Here is a 20,564-nt window from a genome sequence, read left to right as displayed (position 1 = left end):
GCCGTGTTGGTACCTGAGGGATCATAAACGACCAACAAGGCGGGTCCAGCGTGAATCACAAGATCGTCCATTTGCCATGCGGGCTCTACTTCGTCGCGACGCCCATCGGCACCGCGCGCGACATCACTTTGCGGGCGCTTGACGTGCTGGCCTCCGCCGACATGATCGCCGCCGAGGACACCCGTTCTCTGCGTAAGCTGATGGAAATCCACGGTGTTCCGCTCAATGGGCGGCAGATCGTGGCCTATCACGATCACAGCGGCGCTGGCGCGCGAGGACGGCTTCTGGCGGCGCTGGAGGCGGGGCAGTCCGTGGCCTATGCCTCCGAGGCGGGTATGCCGCTTATTGCCGATCCGGGCTATGATCTCAGCCGCGCCGCCGCCGAGGCCGGGCATATGGTCACGGTTGCGCCCGGCGCCTCTGCGGCGCTGGCGGCGCTGACATTGGCCGGACTGCCAACGGATGCGTTTTTCTTTGCAGGCTTTCTGCCCAACGCCAGTGGCGCAAGATGCAAACGGCTGGAGGAGCTGGCCGCCGTCCCCGGCACGCTGGTGTTTTACGAATCGCCCAAGCGGATTGCAGCCTCGCTGCGCGACATGGCGGGCGTATTGGGCGATCGGCCGGCGGCGCTCTGCCGTGAAATCACCAAGAAATTCGAGGAGGTGCGCCGCGATACCCTGCTGACCCTCGCCGAAGGGCTGGAACAATCCCCGGTGAAAGGCGAAATTGTGGTTCTGGTGGACCGTGCGCGCGGCGCCAGTGTCAGCGATGGCGATCTCGACAGCGATCTGCGCGCCGCCCTAAAGGACAACTCCGTGAAAGACGCCGCCTCCATCGTTGCCGAAATGCACAATCTGCCGCGCCGCAAGATCTATCAATTGGCGCTCGACATGGCCAAGGACGCAGGCTGAGCATGGCTGGGCGGGCAGATACCCCGCCCGGACGGCCCTCTGCGCGCGGGCTGCGTGGATCTAGATCCCATCACGCCGGATACGCCGCGGAAGAGCTGGTCGCCCGGTTTTATGAACGCGGGGGATACACGGTCGCGGCGCGCCGCTGGCGCGGCGGTGGCGCCGAAATCGACCTGATCCTGCGGCTTGGGGCGATGGTGGTCTTTGTCGAGGTCAAGCACAGCGTCAGCCGCGATGAGGCGATCGCCCGCATCAACAGCACCCAGATGCAGCGCATGATGACCAGCGCCGCCGGGTTTCTGGCCGGCGAGCCCGCCGGGCAGCTGACCGAGTCGCGGCTGGATGTGGCGGTGGTTGATGGCACCGGCAGGGTTGAGGTGATGGAAAACGCCTACGGTCAGGGTTGAGCGTCTCTGCCATTGAACCTGTCGCCAAGCTGGGTCATGTATTCGGCGTGGGCGGTTTGCCCATGTCATTTTGCCCATGTCATGAGGGACTGACATTATGAAAATCGCCTTTCAAATGGACCCGATCACCGACGTTGATATCAATGCCGACAGCAGTTTTCGCCTAGCTGAGGAAGCGCAGGCGCGCGGGCATAGCCTGTTTTTCTATGGCCCCGACCAGCTGGCCTATCAGGAGGGCCGCATCACCGCGCGCGGTCATGATATGACCGTTCAGCGCGTGGCCGGACACCCGGCGGAGCTGGGTCCGCGTCGCGAAGTCGACCTGAGCGACTTCGACGTGGTCTGGCTGCGGCAGGATCCGCCCTTTGACATGCACTATATCACCTCGACCCATCTGTTGGACCGGCTGAAGGGTCAGACGCTGGTGGTCAATGATCCCTTCTGGGTGCGTAACTACCCGGAGAAACTGCTGGTTCTGGATTTCCCGGAGCTGACGCCGCCCACCGCCATTGCCCGCGATCTTGAGACGATCAAGGCGTTCAAGGAAAAACATGGCGATATCATTCTGAAGCCGCTCTACGGCAACGGCGGTGCCGGCGTGTTCCGGCTGGACCGCGACGACCGCAACCTGACCTCGCTGCATGAGCTGTTCACCGGCTTCAGCCGCGAGCCGCTGATCGTGCAGAAATTCCTGCCGGATGTGAGCAATGGCGACAAACGGGTGATCCTGGTCGATGGCGAAGCCGTCGGCGCAATCAACCGGGTGCCTGCGGCGGGGGAAACCCGTTCCAACATGCATGTCGGCGGCCGGCCGGAGAAAATCGGCCTGACCGACCGCGACCGCGAAATCTGCGCCGCCATCGGGCCATTGCTGCGCGAAAAAGGGCAGGTCTTTGTCGGCATCGACGTGATCGGCGACTACCTGACCGAGATCAACGTGACCTCGCCGACCGGCATTCAGGAGCTGGAACGCTTCGACGGCGTCAATATCGCCGAGAAGATCTGGCAGGCGATCGAAGCCAAGCTCTGAGCTCTCGCGTGAGAACACGCCTCAGGCGGCAATCCGAAAACTGATCGCTTCGGCGATATGGGGGCGGCGGACATCCGGCGCCCCATCCAGATCGGCGATGGTGCGGGCGATGCGCAGCACCCGGTGATAGCCACGCGCGGTCAGCCCGAACCGGTCCGCCGCCTGCAACAGCAGGGCCCGACCTTCGCTGTCGGGCGTCGCCACCTCCTCCAGCAGCTGGCCCTCGGCATCGGCATTCTGCCGCAGCTGGGGATGTTGGCGGTAGCGGCTGGCCTGGACCTCCCGCGCGATGGCAACCCGCACGGCCACCTCCGCCGAGGTCTCGCCATCACCCGGCAGGTCCAGATCGGCAAAGCCGACCGGCGGCACATCCACCCGCAGATCGAACCGGTCCATCAGCGGCCCGGAGATACGGCCGAGATAATCCGCCGAACACTGCGGCGCCCTTGCACAGGCGCGATTGGCATCGCTGAGCGCGCCACATTTGCAGGGGTTGGCCGCCGCCACCAGCATGAACCGACTCGGGTAGCTGACATGGGCATTTGCACGTGCCACATTCACATGGCCGGTTTCCAACGGCTGGCGCAGCGTCTCCAGCACTGCCCGGCTGAATTCCGGCAGCTCATCAAGAAACAGCACACCATTATGCGCCAGGCTGATCTCGCCCGGCTGCGCCCTGCGCCCGCCCCCGACAATGGCCGCCATCGAGGCGGTGTGATGCGGCTCGCGGTAGGGGCGGCTGCGCCGAATGCCGCCTTCGTCGATCAACCCGCAAAGCGACTGGATCATTGAGGTCTCCAGTGCTTCGGCCGCGCTTAGCGGCGGCAGGATCGAGGGCAGCCGCGCCGCCAGCATGGATTTCCCCGATCCCGGCGCGCCGACCATATAGAGATGATGTCGACCGGCCGCGGCAATCTCCAGCGCGCGCTTGGCCCGTTCCTGCCCCTTCACATCGCGCAGATCCTTCCCCGCAGGGGGATCAATCACCTCGCCGGGGGCGGCGGGGGGGATCACCATCTGCCCGGTGAAATGCGCCACCACATCCGCCAGACCGCCCGCCGCGATCACCGTCGCATCGCTGACCCAGGCCGCCTCCGCACCCGAGGCTTTCGGGCAGAGCAGCCGCCGTCCTTCGCTGGCGGCGGCCATGGCGGCAGGCAGGGCACCCACCACCGGCACCAGATTGCCATCCAGCGACAGCTCGCCCAGGGCAATGGTCTCAGAGGCCGCCTCGGGCGGGATGATCCCAATCGCCGCCAGCAGCGCCAGCGCGATCGGCAGATCAAAATGGCTGCCCTCCTTGGGCAGATCGGCAGGCGACAGGTTTACTGTGATCCGGCGCGAGGGCAGGGCAATCGACATCGTCGCCAGCGCCGATCGGACCCGCTCGCGGGCCTCGCTGACTGCCTTGTCCGGCAGGCCGACGATGGAGAAGGCAGGCAAGCCGGGTGCGACCGCACATTGCACCTCTACCGGGCGGGCCTCGACGCCTTGAAACGCAACGGTATAGGCGCGCGAAATCATCTCTCCCCTTTCCGCTTTGGGTGGGGAGAGATGCTTGGCCAACGTGGTTTCGGAGTCGTTAACGCACCGGCGATGCCGCTGCGGTTTTACGTTTTATTCACCCTGATGCCAGGGGGCGCCGGGGCGATGCCGGGGACAGTGAGGTCAGCTCAGCTGCCAGGGTTTGCGCGGCAGATCAATCGGGTAGGGATCGGTTGCATAGCTCACCTCGTCAATGCGGTCCTGCCAGCGGCGCAGCACTGGATCGGACAGGGTGACGCGGCAATAGGCACGCATCTCGTCCGAAACAGGCAGATCAAAGCCGACGATGCGAGCCGCCACCGGCGCATAGAACGCATCCACGATGGAATAGCTGCCAAACAGCCAACCATCCTTGCTGCCGGACACATCGCGTGCATGGGCGAACAGTGTTTCAATCCGCTTGAGATCTGCCAGCACCGCGTCAGAGGGTTCAAACCCCTGATAGATATGTGCCAATTGCATCGGGCAGGCGCTGCGCAGCGCACCAAAGCCCGAGGCCATCTCGGCCACCAGCCAGCGTGCCGTTGCCCGCTGGCGCGGATCCTGCGGCCACATGCCAGCCTCCGGGTGCCGTTCCGCCAGCGTTTCGGCGATGGCGACGGTTTCACCAATCACCGTGCCATCCGGCAATTGCAGCGTCGGCAGCAGCCGTGCCGGGGCCAGTGCCGCCATCTTCTCCGCCATGGTGCCCGAGAACATCTCGACCAGCGAGACCTCATGAGGCAGGTTGAATTTTTCCAGCATCAGCCAGCCGCGCAACGACCAGCTGGAATACTTGCGATCACCGATATAGAGTTGATATGTCATGTCGCGAGGTTAGCGCGCCTCAAGTCATTCTCAAACGGAATATTTGTGCGCTAACCCATCACGGAATGTGATTTATTCTACCACGCCCCCAGCCGCGATCCCGGCTGCTGCCCTGATGGGTGATCTCGGTGACCGACAGGTTGTCGATCCGATGCGAAAAGGCCTCCTCGGCGGTCAGCTGCTCGGCGCGCTGGATCTGCGTCAGGATCTGGCCGAAATGGCCAACCACCACCAGATCCCGGCCGCGATGCGCCTCGATCAGACCATCGATGGCTGCGTTTACCCGCGCGCAGACCTGATTCCAGCTCTCGCCGCCGGGCGGGGTCACATCGCCGGGGGTTTCCCAATAGGCGCGGATACGCTCGGGGTCTTCGGCATCAATCTCGCGCCAGCTGCGCAGCTCCCAGGCGCCGAAATGGATTTCGCGCAGCGCCGGCTGGTCCGCCAGCCGCTGCCGGTCGCGCCCGATGGCCGTCGCCGTATCGCGCGCCCGGCTGAGGTCGGAGGACACCACCAGCGCCTCGGGGGGCAGATACCCGTGCAGCCGGTCCAGCGCGGCGGTATCGGACAGATCGGCGGGCAGATCGGACCAGCCAACCATGGATTTGGCATGGGTCGGGCCGTGACGGACCAGAAACAGTCTCGTGATCGCATCGTTGCTCATAGCGTTCCTTTCAGCACCTGCGGCAGCCCGGCGGTGACCAGCACAGCCCGGTCGGCCACCCCGGCCAATGCGATATTCAGCCGGCCCTGCGCCTCGCGGAACTGCCGGGCCAGCGCATTGTCGGGGACGATGCCATGGCCCACCTCGTTTGACACCACCACCACCTCGGCGGCGCAGCGCTGCAAGGCGGCCGTCAGCGCTGCCTGCTCAGCAATCAGATCCGCCTCCGCCAGCATCTGATTGCTGAGCCACATGGTGGCGCAGTCCAGCAGGCAGATCTGGTCGGCGCGCAGCGAGTCGAGCACCGGCGCGAGGTCCCGTGGCGCCTCATGGGTGGTCCAGCCGGCGCCGCGCTGATGCAGATGGCGGTCCACCTTGGCCCGCATCTCCTCGTCAAACACTTGTGAAGTGGCCAGATAAACCCTGTCTTTCCCTGAGTTTAGGCAGATTTCCTCGGCATAGGCCGATTTGCCCGATGCCGCACCGCCCAGAATGAATGTGACTTTAGTCGGCACTTTTATTACCCTGAAGCTATCGAGTGTTGTGTGACTGGGTAGCCACGGGTGCGGCGCAACACAAGATGTGTTGACCACGGGCGCGCGTCAGGCCCGCAGAGATGACGCTGATTTCAGAGGTTGATTGCACCCGGACCGGCCCGCTGTGGCGGCGCATTTCGCGCCTGTCCAACCACGCTGGGGGCCGAGACGACAGTCCCGAGCCTGATTTTCGGGAATTTACCAAGACTGAAGTGATCCAAGAGGGCGCATCGCCCGTATTCAGACCAAAATTCATCTACGGGGAAGAAAAATGGCTCTTGATACCATGATCGAAAACCCGTTGCCCAAGCGGGCAATGAAGGCGGAATTGCTGGACGCAGAGACCGAATTGCGACTGGCCTACGCCTGGCGGGATGAGCGGGACGTGCAGGCGCTGCATCGGCTGATCAATGCCTATATGCGACTGGCGATCTCCATGGCCTCCAAATTCCGCCGCTACGGCGCGCCGATGAATGATCTCATTCAGGAGGCCGGGCTGGGCCTGATGAAGGCGGCCGATAAGTTCGACCCTGACCGTGGGGTGCGCTTTTCGACCTATGCGGTCTGGTGGATCAAGGCGTCGATTCAGGACTATGTGATGCGCAACTGGTCGATGGTGCGGACCGGGTCGACCTCGGCGCAGAAGTCGCTGTTTTTCAATATGCGTCGGGTGCAGGCCCAGCTGGAGCGTCAGGCCCAGTCCGAGGGCATCCAGCTGGATCAGCACCAGCTGCATCAGAAGATCGCCACCGAAATCGGTGTGCCGCTGCGCGATGTGCAGATGATGGACGGGCGGCTGGCCGGGGCGGATTTCTCGCTGAATGCGGTGCAATCGGCCGAGGAAGAGGGCCGCGAATGGATCGAAGCGCTGGAGGACGACAGCGCCCAGGCCGCCGAGCTGGTCGAGGAGAGCCATGACACCAGGCAGCTCAGGATCTGGCTGGTGGAGGCGATGCAGGCGCTGAACGACCGCGAACGCTTCATCATCACCGAACGCAAGCTGCGGGACAAGCCGCGCACGTTGGAGAGCCTCGGCACGGAGCTGGGCCTGTCCAAGGAGCGTGTCCGCCAGCTGGAGGCGGGCGCCTTTCAGAAGATGCGCAAATCGCTTGAAACCTGCTCACGGGAAGTTCAGAACTTCCTCCTATGACATCTCACATACCTATCATGATCAAAGGCGTGTCCGACTTCGGGCGCGCCTTTTGCATCTGCGCGGCGGCATGGCGACCGATCGCCGTCGGCGTTCTTGTCGCGGCTGCCGTCATGACCGGCACGGCCCGCGCGGACGAACACAGTGGACAGGCCCGCCCGCCTGCGGTGCTGGCCAGCTCGGTGGCGGAGGTGCTGCCGGTTCTGGCCGGGGCTGACGTGGTGTTTCTGGGCGAGATCCACGACAACCCCGCCCATCACGCGGTGCAGGCAGAGATCATCACCGCGCTCCAGCCCGCCGCCGTGGTCTGGGAGATGATCACGGCGACGCAGGCAGCAGCGCTGACACCGGATCTGTTGCAGGACGGTCCGGCACTGGCAGAGACGCTCGACTGGACGCAGTCCGGCTGGCCTGAGTTCGCGCTTTATCAACCGGTCTTTGCCGCCAGTCACGGGGCGGCGCAGTTCGGCGCGCTGGTCCCGCGAACGGAAACCCGCCGCGCGATGGAACAGGGCGTGGCGGGGGTCTTTGGTCCTGATGCGGTGGCCTTTGGGCTCTCCACCCCGCTGGATGAGGCAGAGCAGGCGGCGCGTGAAGCCGATCAGCTGGCTAGCCATTGCAATGCGATGCCGGGCGAGATGCTGCCGGTTCTGGTTGAGCTTCAGCGGCTGCGCGATGCGGTGCTGGCACGCGCTGTTGTTGCGGCGCTGGATCACGCCGCCGCAGACCCGGTCAGGCAATCTGGCGGCCAGAATCCGGGGCCGGTCGTGGTGGTGACCGGCAATGGCCATGCTCGGCTGGATCGTGGCGCGCCGCTGGCCTTGCGGCAGGCGCGCCCGGCGCTGAAGATCACCGCTCTGGGCCAGTCCGAAGGCGGGCAGATCGAGGGGACGTTTGATGTGGTGATGGAGGCAGATCCAGTCCCGCGCGCCGATCCCTGTCTGGCGTTCCAGTGAGGGGCACGCGCGCGCTGCGGCAGACGCCCTGCGGAAAACCGTTTCACACTGGCGACAGGGCGCAGTAGAGTTTGCCGGGATCTGCGGCAAGGATAGGCAAATGCTGGCGAACAAACGTATTCTCCTGATCATCGGTGGCGGGATTGCCGCCTATAAATCGCTGGAGCTGATCCGCCGCCTGCAGGATCAGGGCGCCGAGGTGGTGCCGGTCCTGACCAGGGCGGGCGAGGAATTTGTAACTCCGCTGTCCGTTTCGGCGCTGGCCGGGCAGGCGGTGCACCGCGATCTCTTTGACCTCACCGCCGAGGCGGAGATGGGTCATATCCAGCTGTCGCGCAGTGCGGATCTACTGGTGGTGGCCCCGGCCACGGCGGATCTGATGGCGAAGATGGCCCATGGTCACGCCAATGACCTGGCCTCAACCCTGCTGCTGGCCACAGATACTCCGGTGCTGCTGGCTCCTGCGATGAATGTGCGCATGTGGCAGCACCCCGCGACCCAGCGCAATCTGGCAAGCCTGATGGCGGATGGAGTGTCCTGCGTCGGCCCGGATGAGGGCGGCATGGCCTGCGGCGAATTTGGTCCCGGCCGTCTGGCGGAACCGGACGCCATTGTTGCCGCCATTGCCGCGAAACTGTCCGATGGACCGCTCAAGGGGCGGCGCATCGTCGTGACCTCCGGCCCGACGCATGAGCCGATCGACCCGGTGCGCTACATCGCCAACCGATCGTCGGGCGCGCAGGGGACAGCGCTGGCCCGTGCTCTGCGCGATCTGGGTGCTGAAGTGGTCTTCATCACGGGCCCGGCCAGCGTTGCGCCGCCCGATGGCGTCGAAGTGGTGGCCGTTGAGACCGCGCGGGAGATGGCCGAGGCGGTGTCAGCGGCGCTGCCCGCAGATGCCGGTGTCTTTGCCGCGGCGGTCGCCGACTGGCGTGTGACCAGCGCATCGGATCGCAAGCTGAAGAAATCCAAGGATGGGCTGCCGGTGATGGAATTTGCCGAGAACCCCGACATTCTCAAGACCGTGTCGCGGCTGGAGCAGGGGCGACCGGGACTTGTCGTCGGCTTTGCGGCGGAGACCAATGATGTGGTTGACAATGCCACCGCCAAACGCCTGCGCAAGGGCTGCGACTGGATTGTCGCCAATGACGTCTCCCCGGCAACCGGTATCATGGGCGGCCGTGAGAACGCGGTGATCCTGATCTCCGATGCAGGCGCCGAAAGCTGGCCGCGCATGGACAAGGACGCGGTTGCCCGCAAGCTGGCCGACCGCATTGCACAGGCGCTGGCGGAGACGGGCTGAACAGAGCCGCACAGGACGAAACCAAGAGGGATCAGGCACAGAATGGTCGATATCCGTATCACATATGACGAAGGCGCAGACCGGGAGGTGCCGCTGCCCGCCTATCAGACCAGCGGCGCGGCAGGCGCCGATCTGCGCGCCAATCTGCCGGATCGCGCCAGCCTGACGCTTGCCCCCGGTGCCCGCGCGCTGGTGCCCACGGGCCTGCGGCTGGCGATCCCCGAGGGCTATGAGGTGCAGATCCGCCCGCGCTCGGGTCTGGCGCTGAAACATGGCATCACCCTGCCCAATACCCCCGGAACCATCGACAGCGACTATCGTGGTCCGCTTGGGGTGATTGTGATGAATGCCGGCGAGGCCGCGTTTGACATCGCCCATGGGGACCGCATTGCGCAGATGGTGGTGGCACCGGTGCTGCGGGCGGAGTTCCAGCTGGTCGAAACGCTGGATGAGACGCCGCGCGGGTCTGGCGGTTTCGGCTCGACGGGGCAGGGCTGATGCTGTCGATCCTTGTCCTTGCAGCATTGATCTGGTGGGGCGGCCAATTCCTGGGGCTGGGACGCCGTTTGCGGTTCAGCCTGCTGGCATTGCTCTATGGTGCGATCCTGACGCTGCATCTGACCCTGCCTGCGACCGCGCCGCTGCGGCTGGCCACCGGGGAAACCGCCGCCCCCTGGCTGATGCTGGCGGGGGCCGTGGCGCTGGTGCTGGGCTACCGTCAGGGGCTGCGTGTCCTGCGCAATCGGGCGCAGCCGGAGGCGGCCGACAGTGAGGCGACCCCGCCCCGGTCGCAGAAATTCTCCGAGACAGAGCTGGAACGCTACGCCCGCCATATTGTCCTGCGCGAGCTGGGTGGCCCCGGGCAGAAAAAACTGCGCAACGCCCGCGTGCTGGTGATCGGAGCCGGTGGTCTGGGCGCGCCTGCGCTGCAATATCTGGCCGCCGCTGGCGTCGGCACCATCGGCGTCATCGACGATGATCTGGTGGAGAACGCCAATCTGCAACGGCAGGTCATTCACCGCGATGATGATATCGGGCGGCCCAAGGTGTTTTCGGCGCAGGCCGCGATGGTGGCGCAGAACCCCTATGTGGAGGTGCGCCCCTATCATCGCCGCCTGGATGCCGAGATCGCGGCGGATCTTTTTGCCGATTACGATCTGATTCTCGACGGCACCGACAACTTCGAAACCCGCTATCTGGCCAATCGCACGGCGGTGGCGCTGGGCAAGCCGTTGATTTCAGGCGCGCTGTCGCAGTGGGAGGGGCAGATCTCGCTGTTCCAGCCCTCGGTCAGCGGCCCCTGCTATCAGTGTATCTTTCCCGAAGCACCGGCGGCCGGGCTGGCGCCCAGCTGTTCCGAGGCCGGGGTGGTCGGGCCGCTGCCCGGTGTCATCGGCGCGATGATGGCGCTGGAGGCGGTGAAGGCGCTGACCGGTGCCGGTGCGGTGCTGCGCGGTGAGATGCTGATCTATGACGGCCTTTATGCCGAAAGCCGCAAGATCACCCTGCGCGGCCAGCCCGATTGCCCGATCTGTGCCGGTGGCGCCGATGCCGGCGTGGAGCCTGACGCGGCGCTCATCAGCAGGCGCGCGGAGGGGGTCTGACGGAACCAGACGCAGCGATTGATCAATCAAAACCAAAGGGGAGGACAAAATGACATTCAACATGACCCAGGGCGCGGTGAAAACCATCGCCGCTGCCGCAGGCCTGGCCCTGCTGTCTACCGCTGCCACGGCGGCGGATCTGCCGGACCTTGAGGGGCGCGAAGTGGTGGTCTCGGTGGAGAACGCCTATCCGCCGCTGCAATTTGTCGACCCTGCCAGCGGCACAGCCATCGGCTGGGAATATGACGCCATGGCGGAGATCGCCGAGCGGATCAACATCACAGTCGTCTATGAAACCACCAGCTGGGACGCAATGATCCCGGCGGTGAGCGATGGCCAGTATGACATGGGCATGACCGGCATCACCATCCGCGACGACCGCAAGGAAAAAGTGGATTTTTCAGACAAATACCTGACCTCGCAGATGCGCATGATCGTGGCCGGGGATGAGAGCCGCTTTGACGATGCCGCCAGTTTTGCTGCCAATGCGGATCTTCTGGCCGGGGCCCAGCCCGGCACCACGCCGTTTTATGTGACCGTCTATGATATCCTTGACGGCGATGAGGCCAACCCGCGGATCAAGCTGTTTGAAACCTTTGGCGCGGCGATTCAGGCGCTGCGCACGGGCGATGTGGATCTGGCGCTGTCGGACAGCACCGCCGCCAATGGCTATGTGCAGGCCTCGGACGGGGCGCTGAAGATCGTGGGCGAGCCGCTCGGGACCGAGGATTTCGGCTTCATCTTCCCCAAGGGCAGCGATCTGGTGGCGCCGATCAACGCCGCCATCGCCTCGATGGAGGCGGATGGCACGCTGGATGCGCTGAACACCAAGTGGTTCCTGGAGTATAAGCTGGGCGGCTGATCCGGCGGCAGACTATGACCAATCCCCGGCCCTAGCGCCGGGGATTTCCACATCATGGGGCAGAGATGAACGAGCAAGAGCCAAGACCGGGCAGGCAAAACCGTCGGGCGGACAGCAAAAAAGAAGATTTCCCATGGTGGCTGGCGGCGGTGATCCTGATCGGGGCGACGCTGATCTGGCGGGTTGTTTCGGATGATCTCTATCTCAATATCCTCAGCACCCTGATGCGTGGCGTCCAGCTGACGATCTTTGTCACGCTGGTGAGCTTTTTCCTGGCCTCTCTTCTGGGGCTTGGGCTGGCGCTGGCTGCGGGATCGCGCTGGCTGGTGATCCGGCAGGGTGCGCGGTTCTATATCGAGGTGGTGCGGGGCATCCCGATCATCGTGCTGCTGCTTTACGTCGCCTTTGTGCTGGCGCCAGCGCTGGTGGAACTACGCAACTGGATCGGCGCGCAGATCGGGTTGGATCCGATCCGTACTCGCAATTTCCCACTGCTGTGGCGGGCCATTATCGCGCTGATGATCGCCTATTCCGCCTTTATCTCGGAGGTGTTCCGCGCCGGTCTGCAATCGGTGGATGCGGGCCAGATCGAGGCGGCCAAGGCGCTGGGTCTCAGCCGCTGGCACCGCTTTCGCTTTGTCGTGTTTCCGCAGGCGATCCGCACCATCCTGCCGCCGCTTGGCAATGATTTTGTGGCACTGGTAAAGGACAGTTCGCTGGTTTCTGTGCTGGGGGTCGCCGATGTCACCCAGCTGGGCAAGATCACGGCGGTGGGCAATTTCCGTTATTTTGAGACCTATAATGTGGTGGCGCTGATTTACCTCACGCTAACAATTGGCCTGTCGCTGCTGCTCAGGCGGTTTGAGAAACACCTGCGTCGCCGCGAGGAGCGCCGGTAGCGGGCAGGCTCCGGCGGCAATCGGTGAAATTCTCTCGACTGTGCCTCTGGACGGCGGGCAGGGGCGGGCATAGCTTCCTCACAAAGGAGATTTGCCATGACCAATCCGCTGCTGTCCAACTGGGACACGCCGTTTGAAATTGCCCCCTTCGACCAGATCAAGGACAGTGATTTTGCCCCTGCGCTGGATGAGGCGCTGGCTGCGCATAAGGCGCAGATTGACGCCATTGCCGCCTCGGACGAGGCGCCGACCTTTGCCAATGTGATCGAGGCGCTGGAAACCCCCTGCCCCGAGCTGGAGCAGGTTTTGTCAGTGTTCTACAGCGTGGCTGGTGCGGACAGTAACCCCGAGCGCGAAGCGTTGCAGCGGGCGTTTTCCCCGAAGCTGGCGGCGCATTTTTCCGCCATCACCGCCAACAAGGCGCTTTATGCGCGCGTCAAATCGGTGTGGGATCAGCGCGATACGCTGGATCTGACCGAGGAACAGCAGCGCGTCCTGATGCTGACCCATCGCGGATTTGTACGCGGGGGTGCGGCGCTGGAAGGCGCGGATGACACCCGCATGCAGGAGATCAAATCCCGGCTCGCGACCCTTGGGACCGAGTTTACCCAGAACCTGCTGGCGGATGAACGCAGCTGGTATATGGAGCTCGGCGAAGAGGATCTGACCGGCCTGCCGCAGTTTGTCGTCGATGCGGCTCGCGCGGCGGGCAAGGACAAGGGGCTGGAGGGGCCGGCGGTCACGCTGTCGCGCTCGCTCATCACTCCGTTTTTGCAATTCTCGCCCCGCCGCGACCTGCGCAAGACGGCGTTCGAGGCCTGGGCCGCGCGTGGTGCCAATGGCGGCGACAGCGACAACCGTAAGATTGCCGCCGAAATTCTGGCCCTGCGCGAAGAGCGGGCCAAGCTGCTTGGCTATGAGAATTTCGCGGCCTACAAGCTGGAAACCGAGATGGCCAAGACCCCGGCCGCGGTGCGCGATCTGCTGATGCAGGTCTGGGAACCGGCCAAGGCGCAGGCGGAAGCGGATGCCTGGGTGCTGACGAAGATGATGCAGGATGATGGCATCAACGGCGAGCTGGAGCCCTGGGACTGGCGCTATTACGCGGAGAAACGGCGCAAGGCAGAGCATGATCTGGATGAGGCGGAGCTGAAGCCATATTTCCAGCTGGACCGGATGATCGAGGCGTCGTTTGACTGCGCGACCCGGCTGTTCGGGCTGGAGTTCACGCCGCTTGATGTGCCGCTCTATCACGAGGATTGCCGCGCCTGGGAGGTGACCCGCAATGGCGCGCATGTGGCCGTGTTCATTGGTGACTATTTCGCCCGCTCCTCCAAACGCTCCGGTGCGTGGTGTTCGGCAATGCGCAGCCAGGCGAATTTCCCCAAGGTGCAGACACCGGTTGTGATCAACGTCTGCAACTTTGCCAAGGGGGATCCGGCGCTTTTGTCTTATGATGATGCGCGCACGTTGTTCCACGAGTTCGGCCATGCGCTGCACCAGATGTTGTCGGATGTGAGTTACGAGAGCATCTCCGGCACCTCGGTGGCCCGCGATTTTGTCGAACTGCCCTCGCAGCTCTATGAGCACTGGCTGGATGTGCCGGAGGTTCTGGGCAAATTCGCCACCCATGCGGAAACCGGCAAACCGATGCCGGTGGAGATGCGCGACCGGGTGCTGGCGGCCTCGACCTTTGATATGGGGTTCCAGACGGTGGAATATTTGGCCTCTGCACTGGTGGATCTGGCATTTCACGACGGGCCTGCGCCGAAGGATCCGATGGCCAGACAGGCCGAGGTTCTGGCCGAGATCGGGATGCCGTCGGCGATCATCATGCGCCACGCCACCCCGCATTTCGCCCATGTGTTCTCGGGCGACGGCTATTCCTCGGGCTATTACAGCTACATGTGGTCGGAGGTGATGGACGCCGATGCCTTTGCCGCATTTGAGGAGGCGGGCGGTGCTTTTGACCCCGAACGCGCCAAGGCGCTGGAGGCGCATATCCTGTCGACCGGTGGCTCGCGCGATCCGGCGGAGCTGTACACGGCGTTCCGGGGCCGACTGCCCGGTGTGGATGCGTTGCTGAAGGGGCGGGGGCTGGCGGCAAAATAATCCGCACAATGGTTTTGTCTGTAATGTGAGAGGGCAGGCGCGATGCGTCTGCCCTCTCTCGTTTGTGGTTGTGCCCCCGTGATCTGCGGTGAGGGGGGGGCGCAGGCCTGCCTAGAACAGTTGCAGGTCTTTCTGACCGCTCTCAATCTCGCTGAAGCTCGGCATGTTCTGGATCGCCCAGGGCACCGGGGCGGCGCCGGGCATCGGCACTGTCGGTTTCATCGCCGCCGCCATGCCAAAGCTTGGCTGGTCCAGTTCGCCGCGGATGTCGCGCAGCAGGGTTTTGTGATCCGGCATCGACTTCAGGATGTTCGCCAGATCCACCTTCGCGCCCTTCCACCACTGGAACCATATCGGTTTCTTCAATGGGCGCAGGCGATCCCGGATGCCGGGGCCATAGCCGGTATCATAGACCTGTTTGCCCAGAAGCACGGTCTGGTAGACCCGGTAATCAAACAGGGTGGCAAATTCGATATCATGGGGCATCGGCAGGCGGTGCTGCCAGAGTTCAAGGTTCTCGGCAAGGCGATCCGGGATCTTCATCTCCGTGCGGGCGTCGATCCAGTATTGGTCATCGGTGCGGTTGCCCAGCCGGTAGTGCAGGCAGATGAATTCCAGCACCTCGTCATAGAGCTTGTCCATCTGCCGGTTGTATCGGCTGCGCAGGGAGGGGGCGATCTCGCGCGTTGGCAGATGTTCGGCAAACCAGCGCACGGCGTGGTCGATCATGTGGATCGCGGTGCTTTCCAGCGGTTCGATAAACCCGCCGGCCAGACCGATGGCCAGACAGTTCTTGACCCAGGCATTGCGCACGCGTCCGATCCGCATCGGGATCACCCGTGGCGTCGCCCCTTTGCCACTGTCCCCCAGCCATTCAAGGTATTCATCCGCCGCCTGATCATCGGTGCGATGGGCCGAGGAGAACACATAGCCGGTGCCCACACGGTTGTAGAGCGGCACGCGCCACGTCCAGCCGGCCCCAAGGGCGGTGGAGCGGGTCAGGCTTTCGATTTTTTCCGGGTCGGGATGTTCAATCTGCAAGGCCATAGCGCGGTCATTGGGCAGGTAGTCGGAATAATCCATGAACGGCTCACCCAGCGCCTGATTGATGATCAGCCCGCGGAAACCGGTGCAGTCGATGACCATTTCGATATCGTGGCGGCCGCGCTGTTCCAGCATCAGGTGGCTGACATTGCCCTGTTCATCCAGTTCGACCGATGTCACCTCGTCCTGAATATGCTCAACACCGCGTTTGGTGCAGACCCTGGTGAGCATGCCTGCAAATTTCACCGCGTCCAGATGATAGGCATAGCCGAACCGCTGTTCGAACTCCGGTTGACCCAAGGGGCGCGCACCCTTGCACAGGCGGCCCAGATCATCATGTGGCGCGATGGACTGGGTGAAATCCCGGTCGCCGTTGCCAAAGCGCAGGAAATATTCAGCGGCCTCCAGCCCCTCCAGCAGCTGACCGTGGGCAAAGGGGTTCACATAGTCGATGCGATTGCCCTTCGGGTCCTTGTTCCAGTTGCAGAATTTCACACCGAGCTTGAAGGAGGCGTTGGTTTCGCGGAAGAAATTGCGTTCGGATATGCCCGCCTGACGAAGCGTCTTTGGCATCCGTGGCACCGTTGCCTCTCCGACGCCGACCGTGGCGATATTTGGGCTTTCGATCAGGCAGATCCGCGGGCAGTCCTTTGGTGCTGAGGTGCGGGAGAATTCCGTCTCCAGGATCAGCGCCGTCATCCACCCCGCCGTGCCGCCGCCGACGATGGTGATCTTCCTTAAGCGATTGTTCATCTAGTTCCGTCCCTGTTTTTATGTTTTTTGAAGAACCGTAGCGCAAGTTTCTCGCATTTGGCCAGCCATTATGGCGCTCAGCCGGTCTGGACGGGGCTGAGCGGACCCGACGTCGCGCTGATCGTGGTTTTGCGGGGACATGGCCGGGGGCGGATTGGGGCTGCACTATTTGGAAATTTCGATGATGATCGGTGCTGTGCAAACGCGGCCCGGCATGGTGCGTCGGGGTGGCTGTTGTCCAGACACGGGTCATCACCGGCGCGACCTGTGGTCGTCCGGGAGATGCTGCCGTGCTGATCTGCCAGTCTTGGAACTGGGGACTTGTTCTGCAACCGGGCGGTTGCGGCATAAAGTGGACGGCGCCGCCACGGGGGCGGAGAGGGGCGGGTTGATGGCCCGCGTGCTCAAATTCTCTGCACAGCCTCACACACTGAGGCCCGGTTCCTGGTCGGAGCCGGGGTGCCAGACCCGGATCCTGCAATCGCGATTGCCCGAGAGACTAGCGCAAGGGTCTGAAACGATTCTGAGCGGGGCGGGCGGCAGGTTTGCTGGATGTTAAGATCTGCCGCCCACCTGGGTGATCAATAGCCCAGATTGCGGTCCACCTGATGGCGCAAGGGCTGTCCGGCCTCGCCCAGGCGGATGTTTTCGGCAATCACCCGTGCAGCAGTGATGGCGCGAGTTTCGGCCGCGATATGGGGCGTCACGGTCACATTGGGATGGGCCCAATAGGGATGATCCAGCGGCAGCGGCTCCACCCGGAAGACATCCAGCGTGGCATGGCCGATCTGGCCACTGTCGAGCGCGGCCAGAAGGGCATCATCCTCAATCAGCGGGCCGCGTCCGGGGTTGATGATCCGCGCGCCACGGGGCAGCAGGGCGAGCGTGTCACGGTTCAGCGTATTCTCGGTGGCCGGTGTATCGGGCAGCAGCAGGATCACGATTTCGGCGGCGCTGAGCGCCGCGCGCAGCCCGGCCTCACCGTGGCGGCAGGTGATGCCGTCGATGGATTTTTCGGATCGCGACCAGCCGGTGACCGGGAAGCCCAGCTTTGCCAGCATCTGCGCGCAGGCCTGCCCCAATGCGCCAAGGCCCAGCACGGTGACCGGCCGTTCCTCGGCCAGCGGCGGCACCACGGGGTCCCATCTGTCCTGCGTGCGGATCGTGCGGTCGATGCCGAGGTGATAGCGCAGCACATGGCCGGTGACCCATTCCACCATGCCTGCGGTCAGCCCCGGATCCACCATCCGGCAGAGCGGCATCTTGAGGGTCTGGTTGCCGACGATCTTTTCCACCCCGGCCCAGAGGCTCAGCACCGCCTTGCAGCGGGTATAGGGGGTAAAGTCCTGAAGGTCGGAATTGGGGGCATAGACCACGTAATCGACCTCTCCCGGCGCGTGATCGAGGCGCAGATCAACCTCCAGCCCGGCCTCGGCAAAGGCGGCGCGCAAAGGTGCCTGATAGCTGGCCCAGCGTTCGGGCAGGGCGGCGAACTGGACGTTGATCATGTGGCAAACACCCCGTCCATATCGGCAAATCCCTTGATTTCGATCGGATTGCCCGCAGGATCGTGAAAGAACATCGTGCTTTGCTCTCCCGGCTCGCCCGCAAACCGGGTGGTGGGAGCGATGGTGAAGTCAACACCCGCCGCCTCCAGCCGGTCAGCCAGCGCGCGCCAGTCACCCTGCGGCAGGATCACCCCGAGGTGGGGCATCGGCACCATGTGATCGCCGACCCTGCCGGTCTTGGCGGTGGCAAAAACTGGCCCGAGGTGCAGCGAAATCTGATGGCCGAAGAAGTTGAAATCGACCCAAGTCTCGGTGCTGCGCCCTTCCTGACAGCCCAGCAGATCCCCGTAAAAGCCGCGCGCCCTGTCAAGATCATCCACGTGATAGGCGAGGTGAAAAATGCTCATCTCTGTGCTCCCTTAACTCTGTGCCTAAGGGGATAGGCGGTGAGGCGTGCAAAGGGTAGCTTGTTTTCCTATGTTCAGACATAAGGATATCTATGGACACACGATTTCTCACCAGCCTGATTGCCACGATTGAAGAAGGCTCCCTTGCGGCGGCGGCGCGGCGTGAGGGGATCACCGCCTCGGCCATCTCGCAGCGGATTGCCGCATTGGAGGCTGATGTGGGCGTGGCGCTGCTGTGCCGGGCGGGCCGGGTCATGCAGCCAACGGCGGAGTGTCGTCGGCTGCTGCCACGGATGCGTGACATGCTGCGGGCAGAGGCCGAGTTGCGGGGAGAGCTGCGCGGCGCCGCGCTGACCGGGCGGTTGCGGCTGGGCGCGGTATCGACGGCGATGGGAGATTACGCGGGCGCGATCCTGCGGCATCTGAGAGCCGCCGCGCCGGAGGTTGCGTTGCAGCTGGTGCCCGGCACCTCTGAGGGGCTTTATGCGGCGATGGAACAGGGGCAGGTCGATGCGGCCCTGTTGATCGAACCGCCCTTTCTGCTGCCGAAATCCTATGTGTTCACCGAGATTGCCCGGCAACCCATCGGGCTGTTGCAGGCTGAGAAGGCCGCTGAAGAGCCGCTGCCCTATCTGATCTACAGCCGGGACGCCTGGGGTGGCGCGCGCTGCTGGCAGGCGCTGACGCAGAGGGTCGAGGCGCCGGAGATCCTGGCGGAACTGGATGCGCTGGAACTGATTGCCCAGATGGTGGCAGAGGGCACCGCGCAGGCGGTTGTGCCGCTTTGGGAGGGGGTGGGACGATATGGCGGGCTGCGGTTCACGCCCTTTGATGACGCGGAACGGCGGCTGGGCGTGCTTTTCCATCAGCGCGATGCGGACAGCGCGCTGACGCGGGTCTTGCTGGCAGCGCTCTAGCCGACGCCTATCGCGGGCGGTGGATATTTGCGCTTTGCACCAGACCAAAGGCGGCCAGCAGCACCAGCATCGCCGACCCCCCGTAGGAGACCATCGGCAGCGGCACGCCGACCACGGGTGCCAGCCCCATCACCATCGACATATTCACCGCAAAGAACAGGAAAAATGTGATGGCGACGCCCAGCGTGACCAAAGAGGAAAACCGGTCCCTGGTGGCAAGCGCCGTGGCAATGCAGAACAGGATCACCAGCATGTAGATGAACAGCAGGGTGAACCCGCCGATAAACCCGAATTCTTCGGCCAGGGTGGTGAAGATGAAATCGGTGTGTTTCTCGGGCAGAAAGTTCAGCCGTGACTGGGTACCCTGCATGAAACCGCGGCCGGACCAGCCGCCGGACCCCAGCGCAATCTTCGACTGGGTGATGTGGTAGCCGGCGCCGAGCGGATCCTGCGAGGGATCGAGAAAGGTGTCGATGCGGCGGAACTGATAGTCTTTCAGCAGCTGCCAGTCGGTGCCCCGGCTTTTGAACACGGCCGCGACAAGACCCACTGCGGCGCCGATGACGGCGGCAAAATAGGCCCAGTGCACACCGGCAAGGAACATCACGCCCCCTCCGGCGGCCATCAGCAGGATGGAGGTGCCAAGATCGGGCTGGCGCAGCACCAGAAAGGTGGGCAGCAGGATCAGGATCACCGGCAGGATCACCCATTGGGGCCGTGAACAGCGCTCCGGCGGCAGCCAGTCGTAATAGGCGGCCAGCAGCATCACCAGCGTGATCTTCATCAGCTCCGATGGCTGTAGCCGCATAAAGCCAATGTCGATCCAGCGCTGCGCCCCCATGCCAACGGTGCCGAAGAATTCCACCGCCACCAGCAAGAGCACCGAGACCAGATAGGCCAGTACCGAGATATTGCGCCAGAACCAGATCGGGATCATGGCCACCACCAGCATCACCGAAAGCCCAAGCAGGAAGCGTTTGACCTGCGGTTCCACCCAGGGGGAGAAACTGCCGCCCGCCACCGAATAGAGCATCAGAAAACCGACGCTGGCGACGCTGGCCAGAAGCAGGGTCAAGGGCCAGTTGAGATAGAGGATCTTGCGCAGGCCGGTCGGCACCGATTGCGCGTTATTGGCAAGATAGCTCATGG

At 63.8% G+C, this 20,564-nt stretch carries 20 protein-coding genes; 12 read left to right on the top strand and 8 right to left on the bottom strand.

Going from position 1 to position 20,564, the window contains the following annotated elements:
* The first annotated feature begins 50 nt into the window (after nt 1–50).
* The 3 genes from rsmI (at nt 51) to gshB (ending at nt 2,348) form a co-directional block, all read left to right on the top strand.
* Nucleotides 51–911 (top strand): 16S rRNA (cytidine(1402)-2'-O)-methyltransferase, encoded by an 861-nt coding sequence (rsmI, locus tag VWY34_RS05925; RefSeq protein WP_416536677.1) that lies wholly within the window; start codon nt 51–53, stop codon nt 909–911.
* A gap of 50 nt (nt 912–961) precedes the next feature.
* Nucleotides 962–1,318 (top strand): YraN family protein, encoded by a 357-nt coding sequence (locus VWY34_RS05920; RefSeq protein WP_340547531.1) that lies wholly within the window; start codon nt 962–964, stop codon nt 1,316–1,318.
* A 97-nt stretch (nt 1,319–1,415) separates the two neighbouring features.
* On the top strand, nt 1,416–2,348 hold the full coding sequence (gene gshB / locus VWY34_RS05915; RefSeq protein WP_340547332.1) for a glutathione synthase: 933 nt from the start codon (nt 1,416–1,418) through the stop codon (nt 2,346–2,348).
* Between the two features lie 21 nt (nt 2,349–2,369).
* Here gshB and VWY34_RS05910 read toward each other — a convergent pair whose 3' ends face one another.
* The 4 genes from VWY34_RS05910 to cobU all read right to left on the bottom strand — a co-directional run bounded on the left by VWY34_RS05910 (nt 2,370) and on the right by cobU (nt 5,879).
* A complete protein-coding gene (locus VWY34_RS05910; protein ID WP_416539958.1) occupies nt 2,370–3,872 on the bottom strand; it encodes a YifB family Mg chelatase-like AAA ATPase in 1,503 nt (500 codons plus the stop codon).
* A gap of 144 nt (nt 3,873–4,016) precedes the next feature.
* A complete protein-coding gene (locus VWY34_RS05905) occupies nt 4,017–4,700 on the bottom strand; it encodes a glutathione S-transferase (protein WP_416544615.1) in 684 nt (227 codons plus the stop codon).
* Between the two features lie 58 nt (nt 4,701–4,758).
* Complete coding sequence (locus VWY34_RS05900) at nt 4,759–5,364, bottom strand: histidine phosphatase family protein (RefSeq protein WP_416536680.1); 606 nt, start codon at nt 5,362–5,364, stop codon at nt 4,759–4,761.
* Nucleotides 5,361–5,879, bottom strand: coding sequence for a bifunctional adenosylcobinamide kinase/adenosylcobinamide-phosphate guanylyltransferase (cobU, locus tag VWY34_RS05895; protein WP_416544614.1), 519 nt, complete (start codon nt 5,877–5,879; stop codon nt 5,361–5,363). The genes VWY34_RS05900 and cobU overlap by 4 nt, the downstream gene beginning before the upstream one ends.
* 292 nt (nt 5,880–6,171) lie before the next feature.
* Here cobU and VWY34_RS05890 point away from each other — a divergent pair, with 292 nt between their 5' ends.
* The 8 genes from VWY34_RS05890 to VWY34_RS05855 all read left to right on the top strand — a co-directional run bounded on the left by VWY34_RS05890 (nt 6,172) and on the right by VWY34_RS05855 (nt 14,786).
* On the top strand, nt 6,172–7,050 hold the full coding sequence (locus VWY34_RS05890; protein ID WP_416548916.1) for an RNA polymerase factor sigma-32: 879 nt from the start codon (nt 6,172–6,174) through the stop codon (nt 7,048–7,050).
* Complete coding sequence (locus tag VWY34_RS05885; protein WP_416548914.1) at nt 7,047–8,006, top strand: ChaN family lipoprotein; 960 nt, start codon at nt 7,047–7,049, stop codon at nt 8,004–8,006. Before VWY34_RS05890 ends, VWY34_RS05885 begins: the two co-directional genes overlap by 4 nt.
* Before the next feature lie 100 nt (nt 8,007–8,106).
* Nucleotides 8,107–9,309 (top strand): bifunctional phosphopantothenoylcysteine decarboxylase/phosphopantothenate--cysteine ligase CoaBC, encoded by a 1,203-nt coding sequence (gene coaBC / locus VWY34_RS05880; RefSeq protein WP_416544612.1) that lies wholly within the window; start codon nt 8,107–8,109, stop codon nt 9,307–9,309.
* A gap of 42 nt (nt 9,310–9,351) precedes the next feature.
* Nucleotides 9,352–9,807, top strand: a complete 456-nt coding sequence (dut, locus tag VWY34_RS05875; protein ID WP_340547324.1) for a dUTP diphosphatase — start codon at nt 9,352–9,354, stop codon at nt 9,805–9,807.
* Nucleotides 9,807–10,913 (top strand): HesA/MoeB/ThiF family protein, encoded by a 1,107-nt coding sequence (locus VWY34_RS05870; protein WP_416544611.1) that lies wholly within the window; start codon nt 9,807–9,809, stop codon nt 10,911–10,913. Before dut ends, VWY34_RS05870 begins: the two co-directional genes overlap by 1 nt.
* A 49-nt stretch (nt 10,914–10,962) precedes the next feature.
* Nucleotides 10,963–11,775 (top strand): transporter substrate-binding domain-containing protein, encoded by an 813-nt coding sequence (locus VWY34_RS05865; protein ID WP_416536684.1) that lies wholly within the window; start codon nt 10,963–10,965, stop codon nt 11,773–11,775.
* 65 nt (nt 11,776–11,840) lie between these two features.
* Nucleotides 11,841–12,674, top strand: a complete 834-nt coding sequence (locus VWY34_RS05860; RefSeq protein WP_416544610.1) for an amino acid ABC transporter permease — start codon at nt 11,841–11,843, stop codon at nt 12,672–12,674.
* A 96-nt stretch (nt 12,675–12,770) separates the two neighbouring features.
* The gene (locus VWY34_RS05855; RefSeq protein WP_416544609.1) at nt 12,771–14,786 is read left to right on the top strand and encodes a M3 family metallopeptidase; all 2,016 of its coding nucleotides are present in this window, start codon (nt 12,771–12,773) and stop codon (nt 14,784–14,786) included.
* A 111-nt stretch (nt 14,787–14,897) separates the two neighbouring features.
* On the opposite strand, the gene VWY34_RS05850 is transcribed toward VWY34_RS05855, so the two are convergent.
* The 3 genes from VWY34_RS05850 to VWY34_RS05840 all read right to left on the bottom strand — a co-directional run bounded on the left by VWY34_RS05850 (nt 14,898) and on the right by VWY34_RS05840 (nt 18,498).
* On the bottom strand, nt 14,898–16,583 hold the full coding sequence (locus VWY34_RS05850; protein WP_340547319.1) for a tryptophan halogenase family protein: 1,686 nt from the start codon (nt 16,581–16,583) through the stop codon (nt 14,898–14,900).
* 581 nt (nt 16,584–17,164) lie between these two features.
* Complete coding sequence (locus tag VWY34_RS05845; RefSeq protein WP_416537458.1) at nt 17,165–18,091, bottom strand: 2-hydroxyacid dehydrogenase; 927 nt, start codon at nt 18,089–18,091, stop codon at nt 17,165–17,167.
* Nucleotides 18,088–18,498 (bottom strand): VOC family protein, encoded by a 411-nt coding sequence (locus tag VWY34_RS05840; RefSeq protein ID WP_416539951.1) that lies wholly within the window; start codon nt 18,496–18,498, stop codon nt 18,088–18,090. Before VWY34_RS05840 ends, VWY34_RS05845 begins: the two co-directional genes overlap by 4 nt.
* 92 nt (nt 18,499–18,590) lie before the next feature.
* Here VWY34_RS05840 and VWY34_RS05835 point away from each other — a divergent pair, with 92 nt between their 5' ends.
* Nucleotides 18,591–19,415 carry a LysR family transcriptional regulator gene (locus tag VWY34_RS05835; RefSeq protein WP_416544608.1) on the top strand — a complete coding sequence of 275 codons (825 nt, stop codon included), beginning with the start codon at nt 18,591–18,593 and terminating at the stop codon, nt 19,413–19,415.
* A gap of 7 nt (nt 19,416–19,422) precedes the next feature.
* On the opposite strand, the gene rodA is transcribed toward VWY34_RS05835, so the two are convergent.
* Nucleotides 19,423–20,562 carry a rod shape-determining protein RodA gene (gene rodA / locus VWY34_RS05830; RefSeq protein ID WP_340547315.1) on the bottom strand — a complete coding sequence of 380 codons (1,140 nt, stop codon included), beginning with the start codon at nt 20,560–20,562 and terminating at the stop codon, nt 19,423–19,425.
* Nucleotides 20,563–20,564: the final 2 nt, after the last annotated feature.

This window comes from Phaeobacter sp. JH20_02 (assembly GCF_048056915.1).
GTDB lineage: Bacteria > Pseudomonadota > Alphaproteobacteria > Rhodobacterales > Rhodobacteraceae > Phaeobacter > Phaeobacter bryozoorum.
This window is presented reverse-complemented; position numbering and strand designations above follow the sequence as displayed.